Annotated in this window: 15 protein-coding genes; all 15 read left to right on the plus strand. The window is 46.7% G+C overall.

The genetic code is table 11. The features are described 5' to 3' along the window. The 15 genes from AC58QC_RS06265 (at position 1) to AC58QC_RS06335 (ending at position 25,627) form a co-directional block, all read left to right on the plus strand. Positions 1-2,427, plus strand: coding sequence for an alpha-glucuronidase family glycosyl hydrolase (locus tag AC58QC_RS06265; protein ID WP_497414334.1), 2,427 nt, complete (start codon positions 1-3; stop codon positions 2,425-2,427). Between the two features lie 120 nt (positions 2,428-2,547). Next, positions 2,548-5,022, plus strand: coding sequence for a hypothetical protein (locus tag AC58QC_RS06270; protein WP_497414335.1), 2,475 nt, complete (start codon positions 2,548-2,550; stop codon positions 5,020-5,022). Between the two features lie 35 nt (positions 5,023-5,057). After that, positions 5,058-7,499: a hypothetical protein gene (locus AC58QC_RS06275; protein WP_497414336.1), complete on the plus strand. Its 2,442-nt coding sequence runs from the start codon at positions 5,058-5,060 to the stop codon at positions 7,497-7,499. Between the two features lie 20 nt (positions 7,500-7,519). Further along, positions 7,520-8,434, plus strand: coding sequence for a dihydrodipicolinate synthase family protein (locus tag AC58QC_RS06280; RefSeq protein WP_497414337.1), 915 nt, complete (start codon positions 7,520-7,522; stop codon positions 8,432-8,434). 15 nt (positions 8,435-8,449) lie between these two features. Beyond that, entirely contained in the window at positions 8,450-9,427 is a 978-nt protein-coding gene (locus AC58QC_RS06285) for a 2-hydroxyacid dehydrogenase (RefSeq protein ID WP_497414338.1), read from the plus strand. A gap of 93 nt (positions 9,428-9,520) precedes the next feature. Then, positions 9,521-11,491 (plus strand): GSU2086 family protein, encoded by a 1,971-nt coding sequence (locus AC58QC_RS06290; RefSeq protein ID WP_497414339.1) that lies wholly within the window; start codon positions 9,521-9,523, stop codon positions 11,489-11,491. A 16-nt stretch (positions 11,492-11,507) separates the two neighbouring features. Further along, on the plus strand, positions 11,508-12,575 hold the full coding sequence (locus tag AC58QC_RS06295; protein WP_497414340.1) for a bifunctional heptose 7-phosphate kinase/heptose 1-phosphate adenyltransferase: 1,068 nt from the start codon (positions 11,508-11,510) through the stop codon (positions 12,573-12,575). A 31-nt stretch (positions 12,576-12,606) separates the two neighbouring features. Beyond that, the gene (locus AC58QC_RS06300; protein WP_497414341.1) at positions 12,607-13,404 is read left to right on the plus strand and encodes an HAD family hydrolase; all 798 of its coding nucleotides are present in this window, start codon (positions 12,607-12,609) and stop codon (positions 13,402-13,404) included. Between the two features lie 770 nt (positions 13,405-14,174). Beyond that, positions 14,175-16,055 (plus strand): exo-alpha-sialidase, encoded by a 1,881-nt coding sequence (locus AC58QC_RS06305; protein WP_497414678.1) that lies wholly within the window; start codon positions 14,175-14,177, stop codon positions 16,053-16,055. Positions 16,056-16,081: 26 nt separating this feature from the next. Then, positions 16,082-18,274 carry an exo-alpha-sialidase gene (locus tag AC58QC_RS06310; RefSeq protein ID WP_497414342.1) on the plus strand — a complete coding sequence of 731 codons (2,193 nt, stop codon included), beginning with the start codon at positions 16,082-16,084 and terminating at the stop codon, positions 18,272-18,274. A gap of 330 nt (positions 18,275-18,604) precedes the next feature. Continuing rightward, positions 18,605-20,218, plus strand: a complete 1,614-nt coding sequence (locus tag AC58QC_RS06315; protein ID WP_497414343.1) for an extracellular solute-binding protein — start codon at positions 18,605-18,607, stop codon at positions 20,216-20,218. Between the two features lie 87 nt (positions 20,219-20,305). After that, complete coding sequence (locus tag AC58QC_RS06320) at positions 20,306-21,244, plus strand: ABC transporter permease (RefSeq protein ID WP_497414344.1); 939 nt, start codon at positions 20,306-20,308, stop codon at positions 21,242-21,244. A 14-nt stretch (positions 21,245-21,258) separates the two neighbouring features. Next, positions 21,259-22,134 (plus strand): carbohydrate ABC transporter permease, encoded by an 876-nt coding sequence (locus tag AC58QC_RS06325; RefSeq protein ID WP_497414345.1) that lies wholly within the window; start codon positions 21,259-21,261, stop codon positions 22,132-22,134. A gap of 36 nt (positions 22,135-22,170) precedes the next feature. After that, positions 22,171-24,699, plus strand: coding sequence for an alpha-mannosidase (locus tag AC58QC_RS06330; protein ID WP_497414346.1), 2,529 nt, complete (start codon positions 22,171-22,173; stop codon positions 24,697-24,699). Beyond that, complete coding sequence (locus AC58QC_RS06335) at positions 24,689-25,627, plus strand: dihydrodipicolinate synthase family protein (RefSeq protein ID WP_497414347.1); 939 nt, start codon at positions 24,689-24,691, stop codon at positions 25,625-25,627. The genes AC58QC_RS06330 and AC58QC_RS06335 overlap by 11 nt, the downstream gene beginning before the upstream one ends.

Raw genomic sequence — 25,627 nt, forward strand, 5'->3', positions numbered from 1 at the left:
ATGAGCCGCAATCAACAATCTGTTATTCAGAATACCGCTGTCTGGAACTTATCGGACGCTATGGTGCTGATTCCCAATGGGTCAAGTGCAGTTGAAGCGAAAGCGATTACTGTTTTGGTTGAAGAAGTGGAGAAACGGACGGGCATTACGCTGTCGGTTACAAATAAGCGGCCGGAAGGAAGCAACCCGGTCATTGTCGCGGGAACCCGTCAGTCGCTTAACGAACACATCCAGGAGTTTGCTGCTGCTCTGCAGCAATTGGAAGCTCCCGGCAAAGAGGGCTACCGTTTGCTGGGGCAGCAAGAGGATAAGCCGGTTGTACTGATCGTTGGCGAGGATGAGCGGGGATTATTGTACGGCATCGGCAAATTTCTTAGAAAAGCAAAACTGAAGCGTCAATCGATCTTGGTAGATGCCAATCTATCGATCTCGAGTACGCCTCAGCAATTATGCAGAGGACACCAGCTGGGCTACAGGCCTAAGACGAACGCATACGACGCGTGGTCGGTTGAGCAGTTCGAGCAGTACATTCGCGAACTTGCTTTATTCGGTGCCAACAGCATCGAAATTATGCCTCCGCGCACGGACGATGACCCGACCGGTCCGCTGATGAAAGTCGATCCGACGGAGATGATGATCCGTTTATCAGAAATCATTCATTCGTACGGTCTGGACACCTGGGTTTGGTACCCGAATATGGCGGACAATTATGCTAATCCAGAAACGGTTCAAGCCGAGCTTGCGGAGCGAGAAGAGATTTTCAGCAAAGTACCGCATATTGATGCGGTGTTCATTCCGGGGAGCGATCCCGGGGATCTCGAGCCCGACCTATTGTTTGATTGGTCAGAGCAAGTCGCTGGACTGCTGCGGAAATATCACCCACAGGCTAAGCTATGGCTTTCCCCGCAGGTGATGTCTCACGAATCGAAGCGATGGCTGGAAGGATTTCTCGCTAATGTTCTGTTGGAACCTGAGTGGCTTGGCGGAATTGTGTTCGGTCCGCACGTAGATATTACCCTGCCGGATCTACGCCGAATCGTACCCGACCAGTATCCGATCCGCCGTTATGAAGACATTACGCATAATTTCCATTGCCAGTATCCTGCGCAGGAATGGGACCTTGCCTATGCCTTGACGCTAGGCCGTGAAAGTATTAACCCGAGACCGCTTGCCCAAAAGCATATTCACAACCTGCTGGAGTCCTATGCTGTCGGTAATATATCGTATTCCGAGGGCATCAATGACGACGTCAATAAATTTATCTGGAGCGACCAGGACTGGGACTCGCGGACCCCGGTAATTGAAACGCTGCGCGATTTTGCCCGGCTATTTATCGGAGACGATTATACGGAGGGCGTTGCTCAAGGGCTGTTGGCTTTGGAACGGAACTGGGAAGGCCCTCTGATTGCTAACGAAACGGTCGATGATACTCTGCGTCAATGGCAGCAGATGGAGCAGTCTGCACCTCCAGAGGTAGCTAACAATTACCGTTTCCAAATGGGGCTGCTTCGCGCCTACTACGACGCGTATATTAGAAGGCGGTTGATTTATGAAACGGAGCTGGAGAAAGAAGCCATGGATTGGCTGAAAGCTGCCTCGACTATGGGAACTGTGGCAACGATAGAACTTGCGAAGGCCGTCTTGCGAAAGGCGACCGATGCACCGGTGGCTGCACAATACCGTTCACGCTGCTGGGAATTGGCCGACGAGCTGTTCAAGAATATCGGTGCACAGCTCTCGGTGATAAAGCATCATGCGATCGCTTTAGGCCGGGGGGCGTTTATGGACGCCATCGATTTCCCGCTGAACGATGCGATGTGGCTGACATCGCAGTTTTCCACTATTTTGAAATTAGATAGTGAAGCGGAGCGTCTGGAAGCAGTTCATCAACTGATCCACCGTACCAATCCGGGACCCGGAGGTTTTTACGACAATTTGGGCTCGTATCAGGGCTGGCAGCGGGTTCAAAAAGCGAAGGGTTGGGAGCTCGATCCGGGATATCTCGAGTCGCCGAGAATGGCCCCCGCCATTTATTTGCTGCAAAATGAACGGACGATATCAGCGGGCAATATCCCGCCATTTGCCGCTGTCCGACATGCCAATACACTTGCGGATACCCAGCTTTCGCTTAGCTATGAGCATCTGGATCCTGCTTGCTCCTATTTCGTCAAGGTCAATTACATTGGGGATACCTTCGGGGACAGAGATTACCGGGTGACATTGACAGCGAATGGCGAATGCACGATTCATGAGAATGTACTTGTGAAAGAAGGGCAGTGCACGTTAATCGAATCACCGATTCCGCAGGAGGCATTGATCAGCGGTACGCTGACCCTCACTTTCAAAAGGATCAGCGGATTTAAACGGTTGAACGTCTCGGAGGTCTGGATTATCCCGAGCAACAATACTATGGCCAAGGCTCTTTAAGCGAAAATGCTCAAGCACGATATCTAACAGGCTCCCTCCAATTCACATGAAGGATGATGTGATTTGAGGGGGCTTTAACTTGCCGGATCCATCGTATCCGGCGGCAAGGAGTGTTCAAACATGACGTCATCTTTGCAATCGATTGATCTCACAAGCGCTGTAATCATACGTTCAACAAGTGCATCGGCTCATGAGAACAAAGCTATTAATGTATTGCTCGAGGAAATCGAGAAGCGAACCGGAATCACCCTGCCTACTGATCACAGTACGACCACGCATTTCCAAGTCCCCAGAATTATCGTCGGATCCGGTACCTCGCTTGAAGATTTAATAAAGTCCAAACTTCCATACTTGGAGCTGCTGGGCGAGCTGCCCTGTCCGGGGGCAGAAGGATTCCGCATTGCTGTGGAGACACAAGCGGGCGAGCCGCCAGCTGTATGGGTTCTGGGCGCCGACGCGCGCGGTGTGCTGTTCGGTGTGGGCAAGCTGCTGCGCGAGCTGCAATTGACGCAGGGTCGGATTCTGCTGGATTCGAAGCTGCACATTTCCAGCACCCCTGCCATGAAGCTGCGAGGTCATCAGCTCGGCTACCGTCCCAAAACAAATGCCTACGATGCATGGTCGGTTGGTCAGTTCGAGCAGTACATCCGCGAATTGGCCATATTTGGGTCCAACAGTATCGAGATTGTGCCGCCTCGTACGGATGATGAGGCCACAGGCATTCATATGAAGGTGCCTGCTCTGGAGATGATGATCCAACTGTCTGAAATCATCGATTCCTATGGTCTTGATGTATGGATCTGGTATCCGAATATGGGGACCGATTATAGCGATCCTGAAACCATTGAATTCGAATTGGCAGAACGGGAAGAAATATTCCGCAAGCTACCAAGAATTGACCATATTTTAATTCCTAGCGGCGATCCGGGACATATCAAGCTGGATGAATTTTTTAGATGGACGGAACAGATTGCCGGTTTATTAAGGAAATATCATCCCCAGGCCAAACTATGGTTCTCGCCCCAGCACCCCCAGCCTACGGATGAGTGGGTAAACGGGTTTATGGACGGGGTAAATCGCAAGCCGGAATGGCTCGGTGGTGTAGCGCATGGACCATGGGTCCGAAAGTCGCTGTACGAAATGCGGGAGATGCTCGATGAGGCCATTCCGATACGCAATTACCCGGATATCACGCATAATTTCGCCGCCCAGTTTCCAATTCGGGAGTGGGATCTCGCGTTGGCCATGACGCACGGGCGTGAAAGTATCAATCCCCGACCGGTGGCCATGAAACAGATCCATAACCAAATCTGCGCCTATACGACCGGTAGCCTCACCTATTCAGAAGGCATCTATGATGATGTAAACAAGTTCATTTGGGGTGCTCAAGACTGGGATCCAACCACGGAGGTGGCCGTCACGCTTCGTGAGTATGCGCGTTTCTTCATTGGAAGTGATTACACGGAAGCGCTGGCCGGTGCTATCATGGCGTTGGAACGCAATTGGACGGGGCCGCTTATTGCAAACAATGGCGTAGAAGCTACGCTCACACAGTGGCAGGACATCGAGGACACCGCAGGGGCTGCCGTAAGGGACAATTACCGATTCCAAATGGGATTGCTGCGCGCAAACTATGATGCCTATATTCGGCGGCGCCTTCTGCACGAAACCGATCTGGAGCTGCGGGCTGTCTCCGCTCTGGAGGCCGCCCCCAGGACGGGCGCATTGCCCGCTTTGGCCGAAGCGGAATCGATTCTACGCCTTACCGTACCAGTTGCAGCAAAGCAGCGCCAAGCCTGCGAAGAAATCGCAGAGCGTCTATTTCACTTGATTGGTGCTCAATCGTCCGTCGGCAAGTATCAGGCGATCGCTTGGGATCGCGGGGCATTCATGGATGATATTGACCAACCGCTCAATAATGCTGAGTGGCTGCTAGCCCAGCTCGATCAAGCCCGGCAATTGACAGAGGAGTGTACTCGATTGGAGGTCATCAACAAAGCGATACGTCGAACGGATCCCGGCCCTGGCGGTTATTACGATAATTTGGGTTCCGCCTCAAGCTGGGACCGCGTGGTCATGAGACGGAGCCGGGAAGAAGATCCGGCTTTTGAGGATTCGGTGTTTACTGCCTATTGCGTGCACTTCCTTCATCTCACCGAGGAAAGGAAACGGGAAATCGGCCCGGTTCCGCTGGCCTGGCTGACACAGCTGACTTCGTTCTATAAAGCCCCGCTTACGCTGAAATACGAGCATCTGGACAGTACATCAAATTACATCCTGAAGGTGACCTACAGCGGATTTATGACCGCGCGCAGCGGACCGATGCAGCTGATTGCCAATGATCGGTATGTTCTTGCTGAGGGTTTCCGTGTGAGCGTGCCAATCCTGCAGCAGGCGTATTTCGTTCCCCGTGAGGCGATTATAGACGGTCGGCTTCTCCTATCATGGAGCACAGCTCCGGATCGGGTAGGCCCTTATGCCGCTGAGGTTTGGTTAATGAGAGCAGGGGACCGATCGAATGATCATCCTTCTTTACATGCGACTCCGCGGTTAACTGAAATTCAGCGTGCTTCATTTAATGGCACGATGGGATAGAGCGATTGCCAAGTGCAGAAAAGGAGAGAGGCATGATGAGCCAAACCGTATGCAACGGGGTACAAGTGATCGATATTTCCGACGCCAGCATTTACGCGTCGAAATCTATGCCGGTTAGAGGAATGACCGCTGTAAATATGATGGTTGAAGAAATTGAAAAACGAACAGGAATTCGAATCCCCGTGCTGGATACGCCACCTGCGGATTCTCAGCCGATGATTACCGTGAAATATGTAAACCAACAAGCTGAGAAAGCGCCTGGTCCTGAGGGATTCAGAATATCCACGAATCAAGAGGGCAGGTTTACGATTACGGTAGAAGGCGCTGATGATAGAGGTGTGCTGTATGGCGTAGGAAAGCTGCTCCGAATCATGTACCTGACGGAAGCCGGCATTAAGGCTCCTTCCACGATCAGTCTTTCTGAAACGCCGCATTTTCCTTTAAGAGGGCATCAGCTTGGATACAGACCCAAAACCAATGCATATGACGCATGGACACCTGAAATTTATTCACAGTACATCCGAGAGCTTGCCCTGTTTGGAGCCAACAGTATTGAAATTATGCCGCCGATCACGGATGACGATCGAACCGGCCCGCTGATGAAATATGATCCTCTGTTTATGATGCAGCATGTATCGGAAGTATGCGACGCTATGGACTTGGATGTCTGGATTTGGTATCCAAATATGGGATCCGAAGATAATTGGTATCCTGCTTCTGGCAGTGATGAGGAGTTTATGAAGCCCGAATACCTGAAGCTGCAATTGGCAGAGCGAGATGAGATTTTTGGTTCAATGAAAAGAGTGGATCATGTCTTTGTGCCTGGCGGAGATCCTGGTGCGTTAGGTGCGCAGGACTTATTCGATTTTATGACGATGCAAGCGGAGGTGCTGCATAAGCATCATCCCCACGCCAAACTATGGGTTTCCCCGCAGGCCTTCAATCCGACGGATGAGTGGCTGAATGTTTTTTTTGAGAATGTGCGTAAAGAACCAGAATGGCTCTCTGGGGTTGTCTTTGGCCCGTGGGAAAAACACTCCTTGCCTGAGCTTAGAAAGCTTGTTCCTGAACGTATAGCCATACGGAGCTATCCTGATATTACTCACAGCCTTAGCTGCCAATATCCTATAGCGAACTGGGATACGGCGTTTGCGATGACGCTTTCTAGAGAATGTATTAACCCGAGGCCAGTGGCTCAAAAGCACATCCATAACTCAACGAAGCACGATGGAATTGTCGGCTCATTAAGCTACTCCGAGGGCATCAACGATGACGTGAATAAATTTGTATGGAGCGGTCAGGATTGGTACCCAGATACGCCTGTGCTCGATACGTTAAAAGAGTACGCGAGGTTCTTTATCGGTCCAGAATTTGAAGATGGGGTTAGCCAAGGCTTGCTAGCGCTGGAACGTAACTTCGACGGGCCCGTGGCGACAAGCCACCAAATTCCAGTCACTTTAAAGCAATGGCTGGCCATGGAAGCGGTGGCAGACGACAAAGTAAGGAACAATTACAGATTCGAGCAGGGCTTACTGAGAGCGAACTATGATGCTTACATCCAAAGAAGATGGATTCATGAAACCGAGCTTGAGTGTAAGGCCAAGGATATTTTGGCTCAAGCCGCTGAACTCGGCACATTAAAAGCCATGGAGCTTGCAGAACAAATACTGGATAAGAAAGTTACCGAACCGGTATGCATGGATATTAAATTGAAGTGCGACGAGCTGGCAGACCGGCTGTTCGACCATATTGGAGCTCAGCTAACGGTGGAAAAGCATAAAGCCATCGGAGTGATCCGCGGAGCGTTTATGGATGGCATCGATCTGCCGCTGAACGATATGGCGTTTCTTAAAAATTCATTTACCATCATCACACAAATGCCAGATGAACAAGAGCGATTATCCGCTCTTAATGACAGCATTATTAACCGAACTAATCCCGGAATAGGAGGCTTTTACGATAATTTTGCTCTCAATCACTCTTTATCGAGAGTTGAATTTGCTCATTCGTGGGCCGACGATCCGGGCTTCTTGAACACAGCGCTGCTAAGGCATAATCCAGCTCTTCTGCAAGCAGCTTTAACTACCTCATCAACGACCACCTATACAAGGGTATGCAGGGAAGCGCTGCATCGCATTTTACCAGGATTAACCAGTCCTCCACTAGCCTGGGTCACGTATCTGAATTCCTATTACTCGGCACCGATCAAGGTGACCTACAATGATCTGGATCGACATGCATCGTATGTGATTAAGGTGATGGGGCTGTGGGGCGGCCGGGTTCGGATGCTGGTCAATGGGAAGTATGTCGATGATGTGCAAGTGAAGTATCGAGGCTTACTGGATGAATATCTGGTTACCCCAGATATGATTCCGGATGGCAAAATGGAGATCGTCTGGGTCAATGAGGAATCGGGAGTAGGTCCATACATTAATGAGGTATGGGTAATGAAGCAGGGAGTAGTGAGAACATCGTGAAGGCAAGGAGTGAGGCAACTGTGGATCCTTTAACAATGCGCGGCATTATTACGGTTTTGAACACACCGTTCACCATACAGAATGAGCTGGACGAAGCTTCGCTGCGGCGAAATGTCCGATCGGCTATGGACGCGGGAGTAGCGGGCTTTCTCGTGCCCGGTCTGGCTGCGGAACTGCATCAACTGACACCAGAGGAAAGGCTGCGCATGACCCGGGTTGTGGTGGAAGAATCATCCGGACGTGTTCCTGTCATCGGAGGAGCAACAGCGGCTTCTTCTGTTGAAAGGTTGAAGTACACAGAACAATTCATCGGACTTGGTTGTGCTGGAATTCTGGTGAATATTCCGTATCAGGATGACCGGCAATACGAGCGGGATGTACGGGAGATTGCTGATATCAATCCTGGATTTCTGATGCTGCAGGACTGGGATCCTTCTGGTTTCGGTGTGCCTGTGCCGCTAATCGCCAAGCTGTTCCGTAAGGTTGAGGCGTTCCGCAGCTATAAAATCGAGGTGGTTCCGGCGGGGGTAAAGTACAGTCAGGTCCTGGAGGCGACAGGCGGCGGCTTGCATGTCGCCGGAGGATGGGCCGTGACCCAGTTTATTGAGGGTTTGGACCGTGGGATTCATGCCTTTATGCCTACAGGTATGCATGAAGTGTATATCACGATATACAGATTGTACATGGAGGGGAAGAGAGCGGAGGCTGTCAGGTTATTTTATCGGCTGCTGCCTGTTTTGGCGTTCGCGAACCAGCATCTGGACGTCTCGATCCACTTTTTTAAACGACTCTTATACAAGCAAGGGATTTACGATACCCCTCTCGTAAGAGAGCCGATCTTGCCGTTTGACCAATGCCATGAGCGGATTGCGGATGAATTAATTGCCTATGTCTATCAGTTGACAGATGAGCTTGCAAAGGGAACAAAACCATGAGGAAGGAGCATCGTTATGAAGCCGAAAGTACTAATAACCCGAAAAGTACCCGAGAACGCTCTTGCCGTTTTGCAGGAAATATGCGAACTGATCATGTGGCCTCGGGAAGATGAACCAGCGTCCAGAGCTTTCCTGGAAGAGCATATAGTGGAGGCGAACGGCCTCTACTGTCTGATCACTGACAAAATCGATCAATCCCTTATGGCTCTTGCCCCAAGGCTAAAGGTGATCAGCACGATGGCAGTCGGCTACAACCATATCGATATCGCCGAAGCGAATCGGCGGGGGATTCTGGTGACGAATACGCCGGAGGTTCTGACAGAAACAACAGCGGATTTGGCGTTCGCGCTGCTGCTTGCGACGGCTCGCCGGCTTGTGGAAGCATCCGATTTATTGCGAAAAGGCGAGTGGAAGACGTGGTCACCCATGCTCCTCACCGGACAAGAAGTGAATGGCGCAACGCTCGGTATCATTGGTATGGGACGGATCGGTGAAGCGGTCGCCCGGCGCGCACGCGGCTTTGACATGAAGGTGCTGTACCATAACCGCAATAGGAAGCCAGAGGCGGAACAGATCTACGGGCTCGAATATGCAGAGCTGAACCAATTACTTGAAGTTTCCGATTTTGTGCTGTTGCTGATGCCGTATACGCCGAAGACGGCGAACATGATCCGCATGGAGCAACTGCAGCGGATGAAAAAGAGTGCCGTTCTCATCAATGTTGCGCGAGGCGGTATCGTGAACGAAGTGGACCTGTACGAGGCTTTGCGCGATGGAACGATCTGGGCGGCGGGTCTCGATGTGTTCGAAGAGGAGCCCGTCCAGACGAACCATCCGTTGCTTACGCTGCCGAACGTGGTCACGCTGCCGCATATCGGCAGCGCCAGCATCACAACTCGGATGAAGATGGCATTCCTTACGGCAGAGAATCTGCTGCAGGGTCTGCAGGGGCAGCGTCCGAAATTTCTGGTAAATGCGGAGGCGTGGAAATGAATAGGTAAGCCCGGTACTTGCCTCTCTGCAAGCCCGGGCTTCTAGTGTTTTTGTGCAACGGTAATTCATCATTGAATATGGAGGCATCGCTTTATGGCATACCAGACGCCGAAACTCACATTTGAAAGAATCAAGACGAATTCGGTAAAGACCAGAACCAACCTCGTCACAATCAAAAACATGGCGAGGCCAAATGAAGACCAACCTGTTGATTGGAAAGTACCTGAAGCTTTTTATGATTTGGTGGATCAGGTGCTTTTGATGAGAAAACAAGGGAAGCCTGTCATTTGGTCGATGGGCGCGCATGTTATCAAAAACGGGTTGTCTCGCTATGTTATTGAGCTGGTAAAGGAAGGGATTATTACCCATGTTTCGGGAAATGGGGCGACAAGCATCCATGATTTTGAACTGGCTTTCATTGGGGAAACGTCAGAGGACGTGGCCAAATCAATCGAAGACGGCTCTTTCGGAATGTGGGAAGAAACGGGTCGCTATATGAATGAGGCGATTGGGCAGGGGGTTGCCAAAGGACTCGGATATGGTGAAAGTTTATTCGACTATTTATCCGCACATGCAGAACGGTTCCCGCATTATGACGATTGTGTCTTTGTTCAATGCCAGCGCTATGGTGTGCCGTATACATGCCATATATCCATTGGAACTGATATTATTCATCAGCATCCGATCGTCGATTTCGAAGCGCTCGGAACCGCGAGCGGCAGAGATTTTGAATCCATGTGCAGATCGGTTAGCCAGATGAACGAAGGCGGCGTATTTCTTAATTTCGGCTCCGCGATCTCCGGCCCTGAAATCTTTCTTAAAGCATTAAGCCTGTCTAGGAATGTTGGACTAAAAATGGATAACATTACTGCTGCCAACTTTGACATCGTACCCGTATCCGGCCGTGTAATTCCGGCGGTTTCAGATCCGGATTATTATTACCGACCGCGCCGAATTTTTATGGATCAATTAAGTGAGATTGGCGGAAACGGTTACTTGTTTCACGGACTTCATCAGGCAACGATCCCACATTTTTTTCAAGAAATACTTAAGAGAAAACGGGAATTGGGCATCGAGTTTTCTCCTTCCGCTATGCAACAGAATGTCAATGCATGTAATCTGCAAAGCGTTCGGCTGTTTCCAATTCAGGAAAGAAGGAGCAAGCTGAGGGTGGATGCGATTCAGATTCCAGGGAAAACGGAAGTTCCCGAATGGACGTCGGAAGGGTTCGATGAATTCGTGTCGAGATGGATTCAGGCCGCAAGTCAAAGTAAGCATGTTTTAGTATCTCTTGGAGGGCATGCAGTCGGTAGTGGAATCACATCCTACTTGAACGATTTAATCCGCATAGGAGCAATTACTCACCTCGCCTTAAATGGGGCCGCATTGTTTCAGGATCTAGAGTTAGCCGCTTTCGGACATACCGAAGAAATAGAGGATGGCTCGCTTGTGACTGGCCGAAGAGGGATGTGGCAGGAGCCAGGACAGATGATTCACAGGGCCTTGGCGGAAGGAAGGAAATTAGGTTTGGGCTATGGAGAGAGTGTCATTCACTATGCGTCGAAGCATCTGGATGATTTCCCTTATCTTTCATTAAGCCTGATGGGGACCTGTATGGCAGCAAAAATCCCCTATACATGCCATATCACAATTGGAACAGATGATATCCAACTTCATCCTGACGGAAACTTTGCGGATCAAGGACTTGCGAGTGGACTCGATTTTCAGTCTTATTGTCACAGTGTAGCGAATCTCGAAGGGGGCGTGTTCATCAATTTCGGTTCGACCGTAACGGGACCCGAAGTGTTCCTGAAAGCCTTATCCATAGCGAGAAATCTTGGGAATCCCGTACAACAGCTAACAACGGCAAATTTTGATATCGTTCGCTTAGGCAATTATCACAAGAAGGTTGGCTACGAGGAGTGGGATTATTACTATCGACCGCGTAAAAATATCATTCACCGACCGACAAGCTTGGGAGGCAAAGGTTTTCATTTTGAAGGGCTTCATCAAGTAACCATTCCGGCTATTTGGAAAAAAATAAAAAGGATTACAATTGAGTGATCAGGGGGCTGCTTTGATGCAAAATGTGAATGAATATGCTTACCAATCTATGAGGGAGCCGCTCTCTCGCGAAATGTTGAACACCATATTGACTGATATCTCAAAATTGAAGATCGGAGTAATTGGAGACGCATGTGTGGATATCTATTGGCACGCTGATATGACCAAAAGTGAGCTCTCAAGAGAGACGCCACATCATCCCTTGCCCATTGTACAGGAAATCTTTTCGCCGGGAGCGGCAGGTAATGTGGCCATCAATCTGAAGGCTCTTGGCTGTCAAGAGGTATCGATCTGCTCTGTCATTGGACCAGATTGGCGAGGAAATATGTTGCGTGATTTGTTTGTTGAGGCTGGGATCAAGGATACCTTCATGCTTGTCGAAGACAACTGGATCACACCTGCATATTGCAAACCCATTCGATGGGGGCTCCAGAACGCGAAACAAGAAGATGCCAGGATTGATTTCGTAAACATGACTTCCTTGACCGATAGTCAAATGGAAAAACTGCTTAAACAAATTGATCTGATAATGGAATCGTCTGATGCTGTAGTTGTGAATGACCAATTTAAGTGCGGCATTATTGCTTCGGAAGTTCGTAAAAGGTTAACAGATTGGGCACGGCGTGGCAAATTAATTGTCGTAGACAGCCGGGATCGAATCGGACTCTTTGAAGAAGTGATTGTCAAGCCAAATGAAGTGGAAAGTTTAAATTGGCATCGTCCCGAGGACGATTTGTCTACATCTACGTGGGACGATTGGATTGAAGCTGGTAAGAGACTTTCCGAGAAGAATGGCGCCCCCTGCTGTATGACGCTTGGAGAACATGGGGCGATTTGGTTTGACCATGAAGAATATATTCACGTTCCGACCATACGCGTCGATTCACCGATTGATATTGTTGGGGCTGGGGATTGCTTCGCCGCTTCCCTACTCTGTGTTCTCGCTTTGGGTTTACATGGACCTATTGCGATTACCTTTGCGCATCTCAGTACGGCAGTTGTATTAAAAAAGCTGGGGATGACTGGAACGGCAAGTCCAGATGAAATTCTCCACAGGCATGGAGCGATATGTACGGAGACTTAATGATTTATAGAATCAAAAAGGAGGAATCAGGATGAACACGAAGACAAGACCTGCAGTTCGGGCTGTATTGTTCGACTTCGACGGAACGCTGTCCACTCTGCGAGCGGGCTGGGAATATATCATGGCTCCATTTATGAAAGAAAGTATCCTTGGACCCCATACGCTAAATGAGGAAGAGGAGAAAAAATTAGAAGCGGAAATCGATGCGTATATTCTGCAATCTGCTGGCATCCAAACTGTGCTTCAAATGGAATGGCTTGCTGAGCAAGTACGGAACAGAGGTTGGAATCGAGTCGGTTGGAACGCCTGGGATTTCAAAGCCGAATATAACCGTCGGCTGCTCGAGCAGGTAAATGATCGCATTCGTAAGCTGCAACAAGGTGAGCTAAGTGCAGATCATTTTTTGATGAAGGGGGCCATCCATTTTCTAATGGAGCTTCAGAATCGACAAATTGAAATGTACGTTGCAAGTGGGACTGACCATCCAGACGTCCTTCATGAGGCGGAAGTACTTGGAGTTCGGCAATTTTTCAAAGAAATAGCGGGGGCACCTGTCGGTCGGACTGACTGCTCCAAGGAAAAGGTAATCAAGGATTTGCTTGAAGTGAAAGGATTTACGGGAGGCGAGTTGGCAGTAATCGGTGATGGGAAGGTGGAAATCCGGTTAGGGAAAGAGAAAGATGCACTGACCATTGGATTAGCCAGCGATGAGATTAAACGTGAAGGGATCGATCCAATTAAAGAGGAACGGCTATTGAAAGCGGGAGCCGATCATATTGCAGGTGATTATTTAGATCTAAGTCATTGGTCGAGATGGCTGAGATGGTAGCCGAATTGATTTCGGACGGATATTTACGCCGCTTACCACCCCTATTCCCCCTCTCCATCAAGTTAACTGTATAAACTACAGCTAATTCTTTCACTTATCGCTCATGTGATAAATTAACTGGATTTGCTCCAGTTAATTTCACCCCAATTCGCTGTTATGGCTGATTTCGGAGATATTAACTGTAGGTTTTCCAGTTAATTTGCTATTTCGGACCTATTTGGCGAAAATAGATGGAGTTTTTACAGTTAATCCAGACAATTGACTGTTGCTCCTCTGGTTACCGTACAGCACTACATGATGCTGTAAAAGAGAAGTTAGATTTACAAGATGGCATGAGGACAAAATTGAAAAAGTTAACTAATCATATCCGGTAAGAAGACCGCCACCCTAGTTGGGGCGGTCTTCTTGTGTCAATGACCACTTCTCCTTAAAACATAACCAACACGCAGCAACGAGTGTAATGCTTCCCCATCTGCATGAGTGACATGCAATATGGCTTTTTGCATCATAGCGGAGAAATGAATCAAGGTCTAAATAGCGGAAATACGGTGCTTTTGAAACCATATTGGATATTCAAATGCTCAAAAATGGTGTGCTATGATCCTCGTGTTAGAAAATCAATTACATAGGAGGACTTATTCGATGAAATCAAAATAGGGGAGAATGGCGATTCACTGATTGTTATGTAAACGTATTCACATTCATGAAAGCAAGCATTACAGGGTACTTTTTATTAACAATATGAAAGGACGTGACCCAGTTTGAAGAAGATGAAACGTTTAAGCCTCTTATTGTCTCTAAGTTTAGCTTTTAGTATGTTTGGTTCTGTAGTTGCGGATGCAGCAGCCCCGGAAGGCATTACTCATTCTAAAATGATGCCATTCGACAACATTGCCAATCACGGTTCCACGATGGTGGAACTGCCGGATCACACACTATTCTCCGTATGGTTTAGTGGAGCTGGAGAAAGAGATGGGAATCAAACTAAACTACTCGGTGCTCGCTCTAAAGATGGTGGGGTAACTTGGACACAACCATTTGTCGTTTATGATACATGGGATTTCCCTGATAACAACCCGGTTCTTTTCGTAGATAGCCAAGAAAGACTATGGTTGTTCTACGGCGTCATTTACAATGGACAATGGGTATCTACTCAAACTAAGTTTATGTATGCCGATAAGGGCAGCTATGAGTATGACTCTCGCAATGGCAGAAATGCGAAGTGGCACTTCCCACAGCCATTGTACACCAATGTTGGGGATCCAATGGTAGGCAGAGCGACATCGTTCTCCGGCGGAACGGCGAACTATAATATCAAAGGTTCTGAAATTAAGCATGTACTGCCAAGTCAAGTAAGTACTACAGTAGGTGCCTCAAATTATTTGGACCCGTCAAAATATGTACCCGTAACTTCAAAATTTAATCCTAGTGATACGCGTTATATTACAGACAGCTTCGTTGTCTCGATGAGAAATAAATATGATCAGTACCTTTCATATTTGAACTCAGCGAAGCCTTACGACGATATATATGCGGGTAGAACGAATGAAATTATCAATCTGCTTACCAATGGAGTCTTTACACCGAACGGTAGTGGTGGTTATTCCAAATATGAGCCGCCAGCGATTAAAAATTCAATAGAGCGCGCTGCTGGTGCGGATAATAACGTTGCTGCTTTTGGAGCCATGTACCGCAGACTTGGATGGCAAACCAAAAATAAACCAATTGAAGTATCACTTGGAAATGGCAAAACCAGATTAATTTTACCGTTATATTCAGATTCGTTATCAAATTCCGTTTGCGCGTATACCGACGATCGCGGCATTACCTGGAAATTCAGTGACGCCATTGTTGGATCAGGTACGATTCAAGGCTCGCTGATTGAAATGGCTGATGGTACGATTCGCGGTTATTTTAGAAGCGGAAAGTTAGATGGCAGAAACGGACGCATGGCATGGCATACGACATACTCTGAGTCAACCGATAAGGGAGAAACGTGGAGTGTTCCGAAAGTCGATCCGAATTTGAAAAACGATGGCGGTTTTGAACTTTCCAAGCTTCCAAATGGCGACTGGTTGATAGCTACAAATCAAGAAACCGCGCGCGGTGTAGTCAAGCCTCAACAAGACGGAAATAGAAGCTCATTCACATTATTGCAGTCTTCCGATGAAGGAAAAACTTGGAAGCAAATCATGATTAAAGATGGTATGAATAATGGAGAGACCTATGAATATCCATCGGTTGTCGTTGATCATAATGGGAACGCGTTGTTTAACTACACGTATAAACAACCTGGTCTAGCATCGATTGGCTTCTCAAAAATCGCGAGCAGCGAAATTGGAACATTAGTTAATTCGGTCATGTCAGTAACTTACGGCGCTGATCAATTGCCTACTACTGTGGATGTAACTTTACCGACTATTGGACTGAACGTAGGAGATACTACAACACTCAAGTACGACCTAACAATAGGCGGAGACACATCAACTGCGAACATCGATACACTTACTTTGACTTCCGACACGCCTGCTGTAGCTACTATTAATACTACGACCGGGCTCGTGACTGCAGTTAAAGCAGGAACTGCAATGATAACGGCTGTAAGCAACAAATACGGAACCATTTATAAATGCATCATTGAAGTTAAATAAGGTAGCCAATGAAAGGAGTAATGTAGATGAAAAGGAAATTCAAGTTACTAACTACACTAACTGTTTGTGCAGCGATCTCCGTAACAAGTATATTGCCAGCTGCCTTGGCTGCTCCTACGGGAACATTTAACTATACGGATAAAGCTGTTAGCATTTTCAATCCAGTCAAGGATAACGGTGCTACAGGAGACCACGTACACGGCTCCAGCATTGTAGAATTGCCAAGCGGAGAGTTGTTGTGTGTATGGTTTCAAGGAAATGGCGAACGAGATGCGACTACGACACGCATTATGGGAGCCCGTTCAGCGGATGGCGGAAAAACATGGAATACACCATTTGTAATGACCGATGCCCAAGATATTGCTGATATCAATCCTGTCGTCTACGTGGATTCCGGCGACCGTCTCTGGTTTTTCTGGTACCCTGTATTGGCAGGCAAATGGGAATCTTCCCAACCAAGGTATGCTTATGCCGAAAAAGGCAGTTATGAATTTGAAAATGTTGGGAATAGCAAGCCCGACTGGACATTCTCTGAAAATGTTAATATTAAAATTGGTAAAAACATTGGCGGTGTAGTCAATCCAGATAGTCCGGACGACTACATAAGTATTTCGTACGATGAAAGAGCTGGGCAAGCAAAACCTCCTTGGGCCTCAGCACCTATTGTAGGGCGCCCAGAGTTGGCAAAAAGTTTCGTAAAAACAGTAAAAGCCAAGCTTGATGAGCAAAAAACGTATTTGTTCAAACCAGTTGCAGAAGGCGGAGCTGGTATGAGCCGTAAAGCGAATGAAGCTAGTTTTGATGGACTAGTCACACAGACTATGCAGCTCATTGGCGGCGACCCAACGAAATATCTGTACGCTCCGACCGTTGCGGACGTCATTTATCAAGATCGTTCAGGTTACCCGTATGCCCGTCGTTTCGGTTGGCAAACCAAAGATAAGCCGTATGAGGTAGCTCTTGGCAACGGTAAAGTTCGTTTGATTCTGCCTTTGTATTCAGATGCAGTAGAAATAAGTATAATGGCATTTACAGAGTATGATCCTTCCAAACCTCTTGAGGATAACTCAGTTCGTTGGGAGATGAGTGAGCCTATTGTAGGTGTTGCCAACATTCAGGCCACGATGGCTCAAAAGAAAGACGGTACGATTGTTGCTTATATGCGTGACAACGGTCCAAGACCTTATCGTGTGGTGGCTTCCGAATCTAAAGACAAAGGATTGACATGGTCAACGGTCAAGGACGTACCTGAACTGCAGGATCCAGGTGTAGGGCACGACCTTCTGCAGCTGAAGAATGGTAATTGGGCATTTGTTCATGTAGATACGGAATCGGGCCGGAACACGTTGGCTGTCGCCCTTTCAGACGATGAAGGAAAAACGTGGAAATACAGAAGACATCTAGCCCTGGATACAAGAAGCAGTACGGGAAGCTACCATTACCCTGCTATCACTCAAGCAGATAATGGGGAAATCTTGATCAGTTTCAGCCGGTTTTACTCGTCGCTTGATAAGGACGCCAATAATAAACCCTTGTCCAGCTATAAAAATATTGCCTTCGCAAGAATTACCGAGGACTGGATCAAGCAAGGTGATACTGTAAACATTATCAGAGAGTATGAAAGCTTCGATCGTGAAATTGCAGTTCCTGCATCCTTCAATATCAGTACGGCATCCGATAGTGCGATAAAAGCCCTGTTCCCGTCTACAATTAAAGCATATACCTCCTATAAACCAGGGGCAGCGAACGGTGTGCTTCCTTCCGTTGATTTGCCGGTGAATTGGGATGTTGCAGCTATTAAGACGAATTACAAACTTAATTCTTTAATTAGCAACCTTACTGGCGTTGTTGATGAGACCAAGCTTCCGCAGGGTGTAACAAGCGATATGCTGCCGTCCTTCAAAGCACCATTGAGAGTCTATCTGTACGTTGATCCGGCAGCGATTGCAGCGCAAAAAGTGGAGCTTGAAAAGGAAAATGTCGCAATAGGCATAGGCAACTCTGAACGACTTGTTGCAACCGTATCTCCTGCCAATGCAAGCAATAAAACAATTTTGTGGAGTTCCAGTGACTCCAATATTGCCATGGTAAATGAGTTAACGGGTCTGGTTACAGGTGTAAGTAAAGGGAAAGCGGAAATTACTGCGACAACGCTGGACGGCGGCTTTGTTGCAACAACGAGAGTCGTTGTTGTGCCAGGTAATGCTAGCAGCAAGTAGCCGAACATGAAAGTGGTAAACTGCTTGTAGCTACCATGCCGAAGATCGGTATAAAAATAATATTAGAGAAGAAGACCGCTTCCCAAGCTGGGGGCGGTCTTCTTGTATCATTTGGTACAGACGATTTAAGTAAAACTGACTCTAGGCTACCAGGGGGTGTCCATTATGACTTTTTGCATCATAGCGGAGAAATGAATCAAGGTCCGAATAGCGGATAAACGGTGCTTTAAACGCCAATTTGGATATTCAAATGCTCGAAAATGGTGTGCTATGATCGGTGTGTAAGGAAACCAAACAAAACCAAACCAATTACATGGGAGGATTTATTCGATGAAATCAAAAAAGGGGATTATGGCAGTAACTGGTTCATTATTAGTACTATCAAGTGTGCTTAGCGGTTGTGGAAGCAGTTCAACGGATAATACGGCAACTCCGGCAACTACTGCTGGTGCGGCAAGCACGCCGGCGGCATCTGCCCAACCACTTTCGTTGACTTGGATGAGGTACGAACACGCATCGCAAGCGATCGTGTCCAATTCAAAAGCCGTCCAGGAAATTGCAAAGCGTAAAAATGTAAAACTAAATCTTCAAAGTGTCCCACAAAGTAACTACGATGATAAAAAGAAGACGTTGATTGCAACGAATACCCTGCCTGATGTGATGTTGGTCAAACAGGATGATATTCAGAACTTTGCTGACACTGGAACATTCCTTGATTTGACTCCTTATTTGGACAAAATGCCAAATCTGAAGAAAGTCATTGCCCAGCAGCCAGAGATCAACAAAAACAAAATTGACGGTAAGCTTTATGGATTCCCTCTTGTAGCGAATTGGCAGGGGGTTGGCGGCCAGCTTTCGATGGTCCGTACGGATGTGCTTGATAAGCTAGGTTTGAAAAAGCCAACTACGTATGATGAATTGCATCAAGTAATGAAGAAAATGAAAGAAGCGAATCCAGACTCCTATCCGTTTGCTGCTCGTGCTGCAAATGGACTTACAGGAACAGAAAATCTAATTAATCCAATTACATTCGCGTTTGGAAGCGGATACACAACCTTTAACGGAACGAAAGTATACTACGAGCCAAAAGAGAAAAAATACAAATTCGGTCCTGCTATGCCAGAGTTTAAAGAGGCTATCACATTCTTGAATAAACTTTACAAAGATAAGCTTCTTGATCCTGATTATGCTACGGCTACATCGCAAATTTGGCAAGAAAAGCTAAACGCAGGCAAATCCTTCTATTTCCAAGATAATAATGGTTTCGCTGGCACGTTTAATATTAATCTGCAAAAGAAGGATCCAAATGCTAAGTTTGATATGTTGGATACCATGGCATCGCCGAACGGTACAAAGCGTAACCTGATCTATGCACTTGGTCACTTGTCGGAATCGTATGTCATTAATGCGAAAGTAAAGAATCCTGAAGAAGTTGTTAAATTCATGGACTGGTTCTACTCCCCAGAGGGAATTGAGGTTACAAACTTCGGTAACAAAGGTGAAGATTTCACTGGCGAGAATGGCGATTACAAATTGACTGACGCTGTTATCAATAAGTATAAAGACAGACAGCCAAGCGCAATTTATGCGTTGCAATCTGAATACGGCACTGGCTACCTGGGACTTGGTGTGGATAATGACGATCATGCTTTATTACCTTTTAACTCCAAGGAATGGTCAGATTGGAACAATAAAGCATCGAAAGCATTGGCTGCAGGCGAAAATGTTCAATTCGTTAACGACCCTCCATTTACAAAAGAAGAGCGTGAGAAGTTGAAACAAATCCGTACACAGCTTGACGCTCACCTAGCTCAAAACATGGATAAATTTATTGTGACAGACGGTGCACTCAAAGATTGGGATAACTTCGTAAGTCAACTCAAAGCAAAAGGTTCAGATGATATCGTCAAAATCTACAACGATGCCTTAGCCCGCGTGAAGTAAAGATAGAAGTTCATGCAGTGAGAGGGCAGGTTGCTAAGATACACTGAGCAGCCTGTCCCTTTATTTTCCCGAAAGGAGTGGAGATATTTGACACCAATTGTTGAGATTAAAAAAAATACACCAGTTGTTGAGATTAAAAAAAATATTCGCAAGAGCATGCCACTGTATCTTATGTTTCTATTACCGTTTGCCTATTTTGTTATTTTTCACTATGCACCTATGGTTGGGAATTTGATGGCATTTGAAGATTATTCGATCGTCAAGGGTTTCTTTCATAGCCCGTGGGCAGGGACGAAGTATTTCCGCCAATTTCTAACGGATCCGTATTTTTGGCAAGTGGTTAAAAATACATTACTTATCAACCTCTATTCACTCATTTTTTATTTCCCATCTTCTCTCGTGTTCGCTTTATTGTTAAACGAGCTGCAACAAAAGTTTTTCAAAAGGTTTGTTCAAAGCGTCACATATGTTCCGCACTTTCTGTCTACCGTTGTGGTCGTAGGTATGCTGGTTAACTTCCTCTCCATCGATGGTCTCATTAATGAAGTGATTAAGATTTTTGGCGGGGAACCGAAGACATTCATGTCCATGCCGCAATGGTTTCGAACCATTTATGTCGGATCTGAAGTTTGGCAACATCTTGGTTGGAACTCCATTATTTTTTTGGCGGCATTGACCGCTATCGATCCGCAACAGTATGAGGCGGCGACGATGGATGGGGCAAATCGCTGGCACAAATTGCTGCATATTACACTGCCTGGGATTTCAACCGTTGTCACGATTATGCTGCTTTTGACTGTGGGTAAAATGCTTTCGGTCGGATTTGAGAAAATTATATTATTGTACAGTGGTCCCACGTATGAAACTGCAGATGTTATTCAAACCTTTGTTTATCGTCGAGGGTTGATTGACAGCGACTTTAGCTTTGCAGCGGCTGTAGGTATTTTCCAATCTATATTAGCTTTTGCGCTCGTTATATCAGCGAATGAAATCGCCAAAAAAATAAATGGATCAAGATTGTTCTAGCGGAGGGGATTAAGATGCAAAGTCGTAAGTTTTCTTATTTCGATACGATTAATATAATTTTTATGCTGGCTATGATCTTTATCACCCTGTATCCGCTTTATTATATGGGAATCATATCGATTAGCTCCGGGTCATCGACTAGCAGCGGTGAAGTATTTTGGCGACCTGTAGGTATTAATTTTAAAGCATATAATGTCATTCTTAATGATCCTGCCATTATACGCTCCTACGCCAATACCTTTTTATATACGGCCGGTGGTGTGCTTATTAATTTGGCGTTGACGGCTCTTTGCGCATATCCTTTGTCGCGAAAGCATATGTATGGGCGTTCATTTCTTGCTTTGTTTGTTGTGTTCACCATGTTCTTCGACGGTGGTCTCATCCCGCGTTATATGGTGGTTCATGCGTTAGGAATGGTCAATACGGTTTGGGCCATATTAATTCCGACTGCGATCAATGTTTTCAATATGATCCTTATGAGAACATTTTTTGAAGATATTCCAGAAGCACTGCACGAGTCTGCGATCATGGACGGCGCCGGAGAATTTCGAGTTTTCATCAAAATTGTACTGCCACTTTCTTTGCCTGTAATGGCCACAATGTTTCTTTTTTACGCGGTAGCTCACTGGAACAGCTTCTTCCCTGCACTAATTTACTTAAATGATAAAGAACTGTACCCGTTGCAAATCCTTTTGCGTAATATCGTCATTTCGGGAGATATGGCGGCACAATCATCATCAATGGGCGCAGCAGAAGCGGGGCTGGCTACCATGACAGAAAATATTAAATACGCATGTGTCTTCGTTGCCATCTTGCCCGTGCTTATCATTTACCCATTTGTGCAAAAATATTTTGTGCAAGGAGCCATGCTAGGATCCGTAAAAGGTTAAGTTTCAAATTATCAAAAAGATTGAAGGGGGGATAAAATGACTGTTGAAACGAAGCTTCATTTAATCGGAAATGCTCATTTGGACCCAGTTTGGTTATGGCGCTGGCAGGAAGGGTATGCGGAGATCAAAGCGACTTTTCGTTCTGCTTTGGATCGATTAAATGAATTCCCTGATTTTGTATTTACATGTGCTTGCGCGGCTTATTACAAATGGGTTGAAGAGAATGCTCCCGAGATGTTTGCTGAAATTAAGCAGCGTGTTGCCGAAGGACGCTGGGTCATTACAGGCGGTTGGTGGATACAACCAGACTGCAATTTGCCATCGGGCGAATCATTTGCTAGGCATAGCTTATATGGACAACGGTATTTTATGGAGAAATTCGGTGTAATGGCGCAGGTTGGCTACAATGTTGATTCTTTCGGTCACCATGGTATGATGCCACAGTTATTGAAGCAAGGCGGAATGGATTACTACGTATTCATGCGTCCTGGGGCGCATGAGAAGACATTGCCGCACGATTTGTTCTGGTGGGAATCGGAAGATGGCAGCCGTGTGATGACATTTAGGCTCGCGGACAGCTACGGCAATTGGGCGAGCAATGGTATGGAAGATAAGATACTAAGCCACAGAAATGTGGCTGTAGCAAGCGGTCATGCCTTCATGTCTTTCTATGGCGTCGGTAATCATGGCGGGGGGCCGACAATTGAGAACCTTAAGCTCATCCATGAGATCCAAAATAGACCTGGTCTGGATGACATTCAGCTGAGTTCTCCGAATAAATATTTTTCAGAAATGATAAAGATTGATCCTGATATCCCTGTGATTAAAGATGAACTGCAGATGCATGCCGTCGGTTGTTACTCAACACACTCGGAATCCAAGGCAACTAACCGCCGAGTGGAGCATCGGATGCTGACAGCCGAGAAATTTTCTACACTTGCCAATGTGACGCTTGGTTTACCGTATCCGTCAGAAGCACTTAATCGGGCTTGGGAAAATGTCATGTTCAATCATTTCCATGATATTATGGGCGGCTGCAGTATAAAGGAAGCTTACGACGACGTTCAGGAATTTTATGGTGAATCGTTAAGCATTGGAGCAAAAGCGATAAACGCTGCTCTTCAAAAGATTTCCTGGTCGATTAATACGATGAAACCAGGTGTGAAATCATTAAGCAAGGAGAAGGACTGGCAGCTGTGGGAGCAAGATGATCTAGGTTCACCTCTTGTGGTATTTAACCCATTATCGTGGGAAGTTGAGGCACCTATTGCCATTAACAAGAAGCTGGCTGGTGTGACAGATGCTGCAGGCAATCCACTGCCGATTCAAACGATCAGGGCATCTCGGACAAATACCACTGATAAATGGGATACTTTAATCATGGGTCGAATTCCGGCTTTTGGCTATCAGGTGTATTGGGTATACCGCGATAAAGCTTGCGATCCGATGGAGCTGAAAGGGACCGCTCGGGCTGAGGGCTGCTTCTTAGAAAATAATAAACTATTCGTTGAGCTCGATCCGGATACAGGATACATCAGACATATCATTGACAAGCTTCATGGTTGTAGAGAAGTACTGGCTGGAGACGGAGCGGTGCCAATCGTCTTGGATGAGAGCCACAGCGATACATGGGGACACGGTCTGACACAGTATCGCGATGAATGGGGACGTTTTTGTAACGCAGAGTTGAAAGTGCTTGAAACAGGGCCTCTGCGAGCGACGATTCGGGTAATTAGTCATTTCGGCAATTCGGTCCTTCGTCAGGATATTAGCTTATTACATGACAGTTCCGACTTGCATGTAAGGGTAAGGCTTGATTGGAGAGAGCATCATAAGATGCTTAAGCTTGCCTTTCCTGTCAATGCCCAGCAGCCTCGTGCAGTGTTTGAAATTCCATACGGCTACATTGAACGTCCGACCAATGGGAACGAGGTGCCTGGACAGATGTGGGTGAATGTATCGGGGAATGAACCTGGTAAAGATGAGGGAATGGAACCGTCAGTAGTATTCGGAGTTTCTCTGATCAACGATACCAAATACGCTTACGATATTCTAGATAATGAATTAAGGATGACTGTCGTGCGAAGTCCGATTTATGCAGATCATTTTGGCGAACGTGATGAGCAGTCGGAATATATGGATCAGGGCGTTCAGGAGTTTAGTTACATACTCTCGCCTCATGCCGGAACGTGGCAGGATAGCGGCGTTGTACGTAAAGCATACGAATTGCATACTCCGTTGCAGCAGGTATGGGAAACATACCACGAAGGCAATTTACCGCAAGTTTCCGAGGGGATTGTGATTTCTGCCGAAAATGTGGTAGCTGTGGCCTTTAAACCAGCGGAGGACGGAAATGGCTGGATTCTACGCTGTAATGAGGCTTATTGCAGAGAAGTGGAGACAGATCTATGCATTCCAGCCTTGAAACGCAGCTGGCGAAGTACCTTTGGCAAGTGTGAAATCAAAACATTTTTGATACCTGCAGATCAGCATGAGCCCATTACAGAAGTGAACTTTGTGGAGATAATGAATTTAAATGAGAGAGGGATGTCAAATGAAGATTAATAACCCTAATGGCGTATGGCCAACCATGATTACCTTATACAAGGAGTCTGGAGAAATTGATTTTGATGCGATGGGACGTATGGTTGAATGGTTTATTCAAAACAAGGTTGACGGTTTATTTGCTGTATGCCAGTCTAGCGAAATGTTCTTTTTGAGTTTGGAAGAGCGTGTAGAGCTTGCCGCATTTGTCGTAGAGAAGGCAGCAGGAAGGGTTCCCGTCATAGCTTCGGGGCACATTTCCGACTCGCTTGGTGACCAGGCTCGAGAATTGACAGCGATGTCACAAACGGGAGTTGAGGCCGTAATCCTAATTTCGAACCGATTGGCAGGAGCGGATGAATCCGATGATGTGTGGATCGCTAACGCTCAGAAACTAATCGAACAGCTGCCGGACCATGTTGCCTTTGGTATTTATGAATGTCCGTTCCCATATAAGCGTCTATTAACACCTTCTGTTTTGAAATGGTGTGCGGATACCGGAAGATTTTTCTTCTTGAAGGATACTTCTTGCGATGTGGAGATGATCAAAGAAAAGCTGGAAGCGATTAAAGGATCTTCATTAAAGCTTTACAACGCCAATACAGCTACGCTTCTGGAAACATTGAAGCTTGGCGTTGATGGTTACAGTGGAGTCATGGCTAATTTTCATCCAGACCTGTATGCATGGCTTCTGCATAATTGGGAGAAGCAGCCTGAAGAAGCGCAGCGTTTAAGTGATTTACTGAGTGTTGCTTCGTTTATTGAGCGGCAGTTATATCCGATAAACGCTAAATACTATCAGATGAAGGAAGGAATCAGTTCGAATTATCGCTCGCGTGCGAGAAATCATGATGAGTTTACAGCCACGAATAAAGCCGAAGTCGATCAGCTATATCGTCTTTCCAAGGAGTTATCTAAGCAATTCTCAGCTGTGGCAACTAAGAATTAA

It is taken from the genome of Paenibacillus sp. J22P51, from assembly GCF_059692215.1.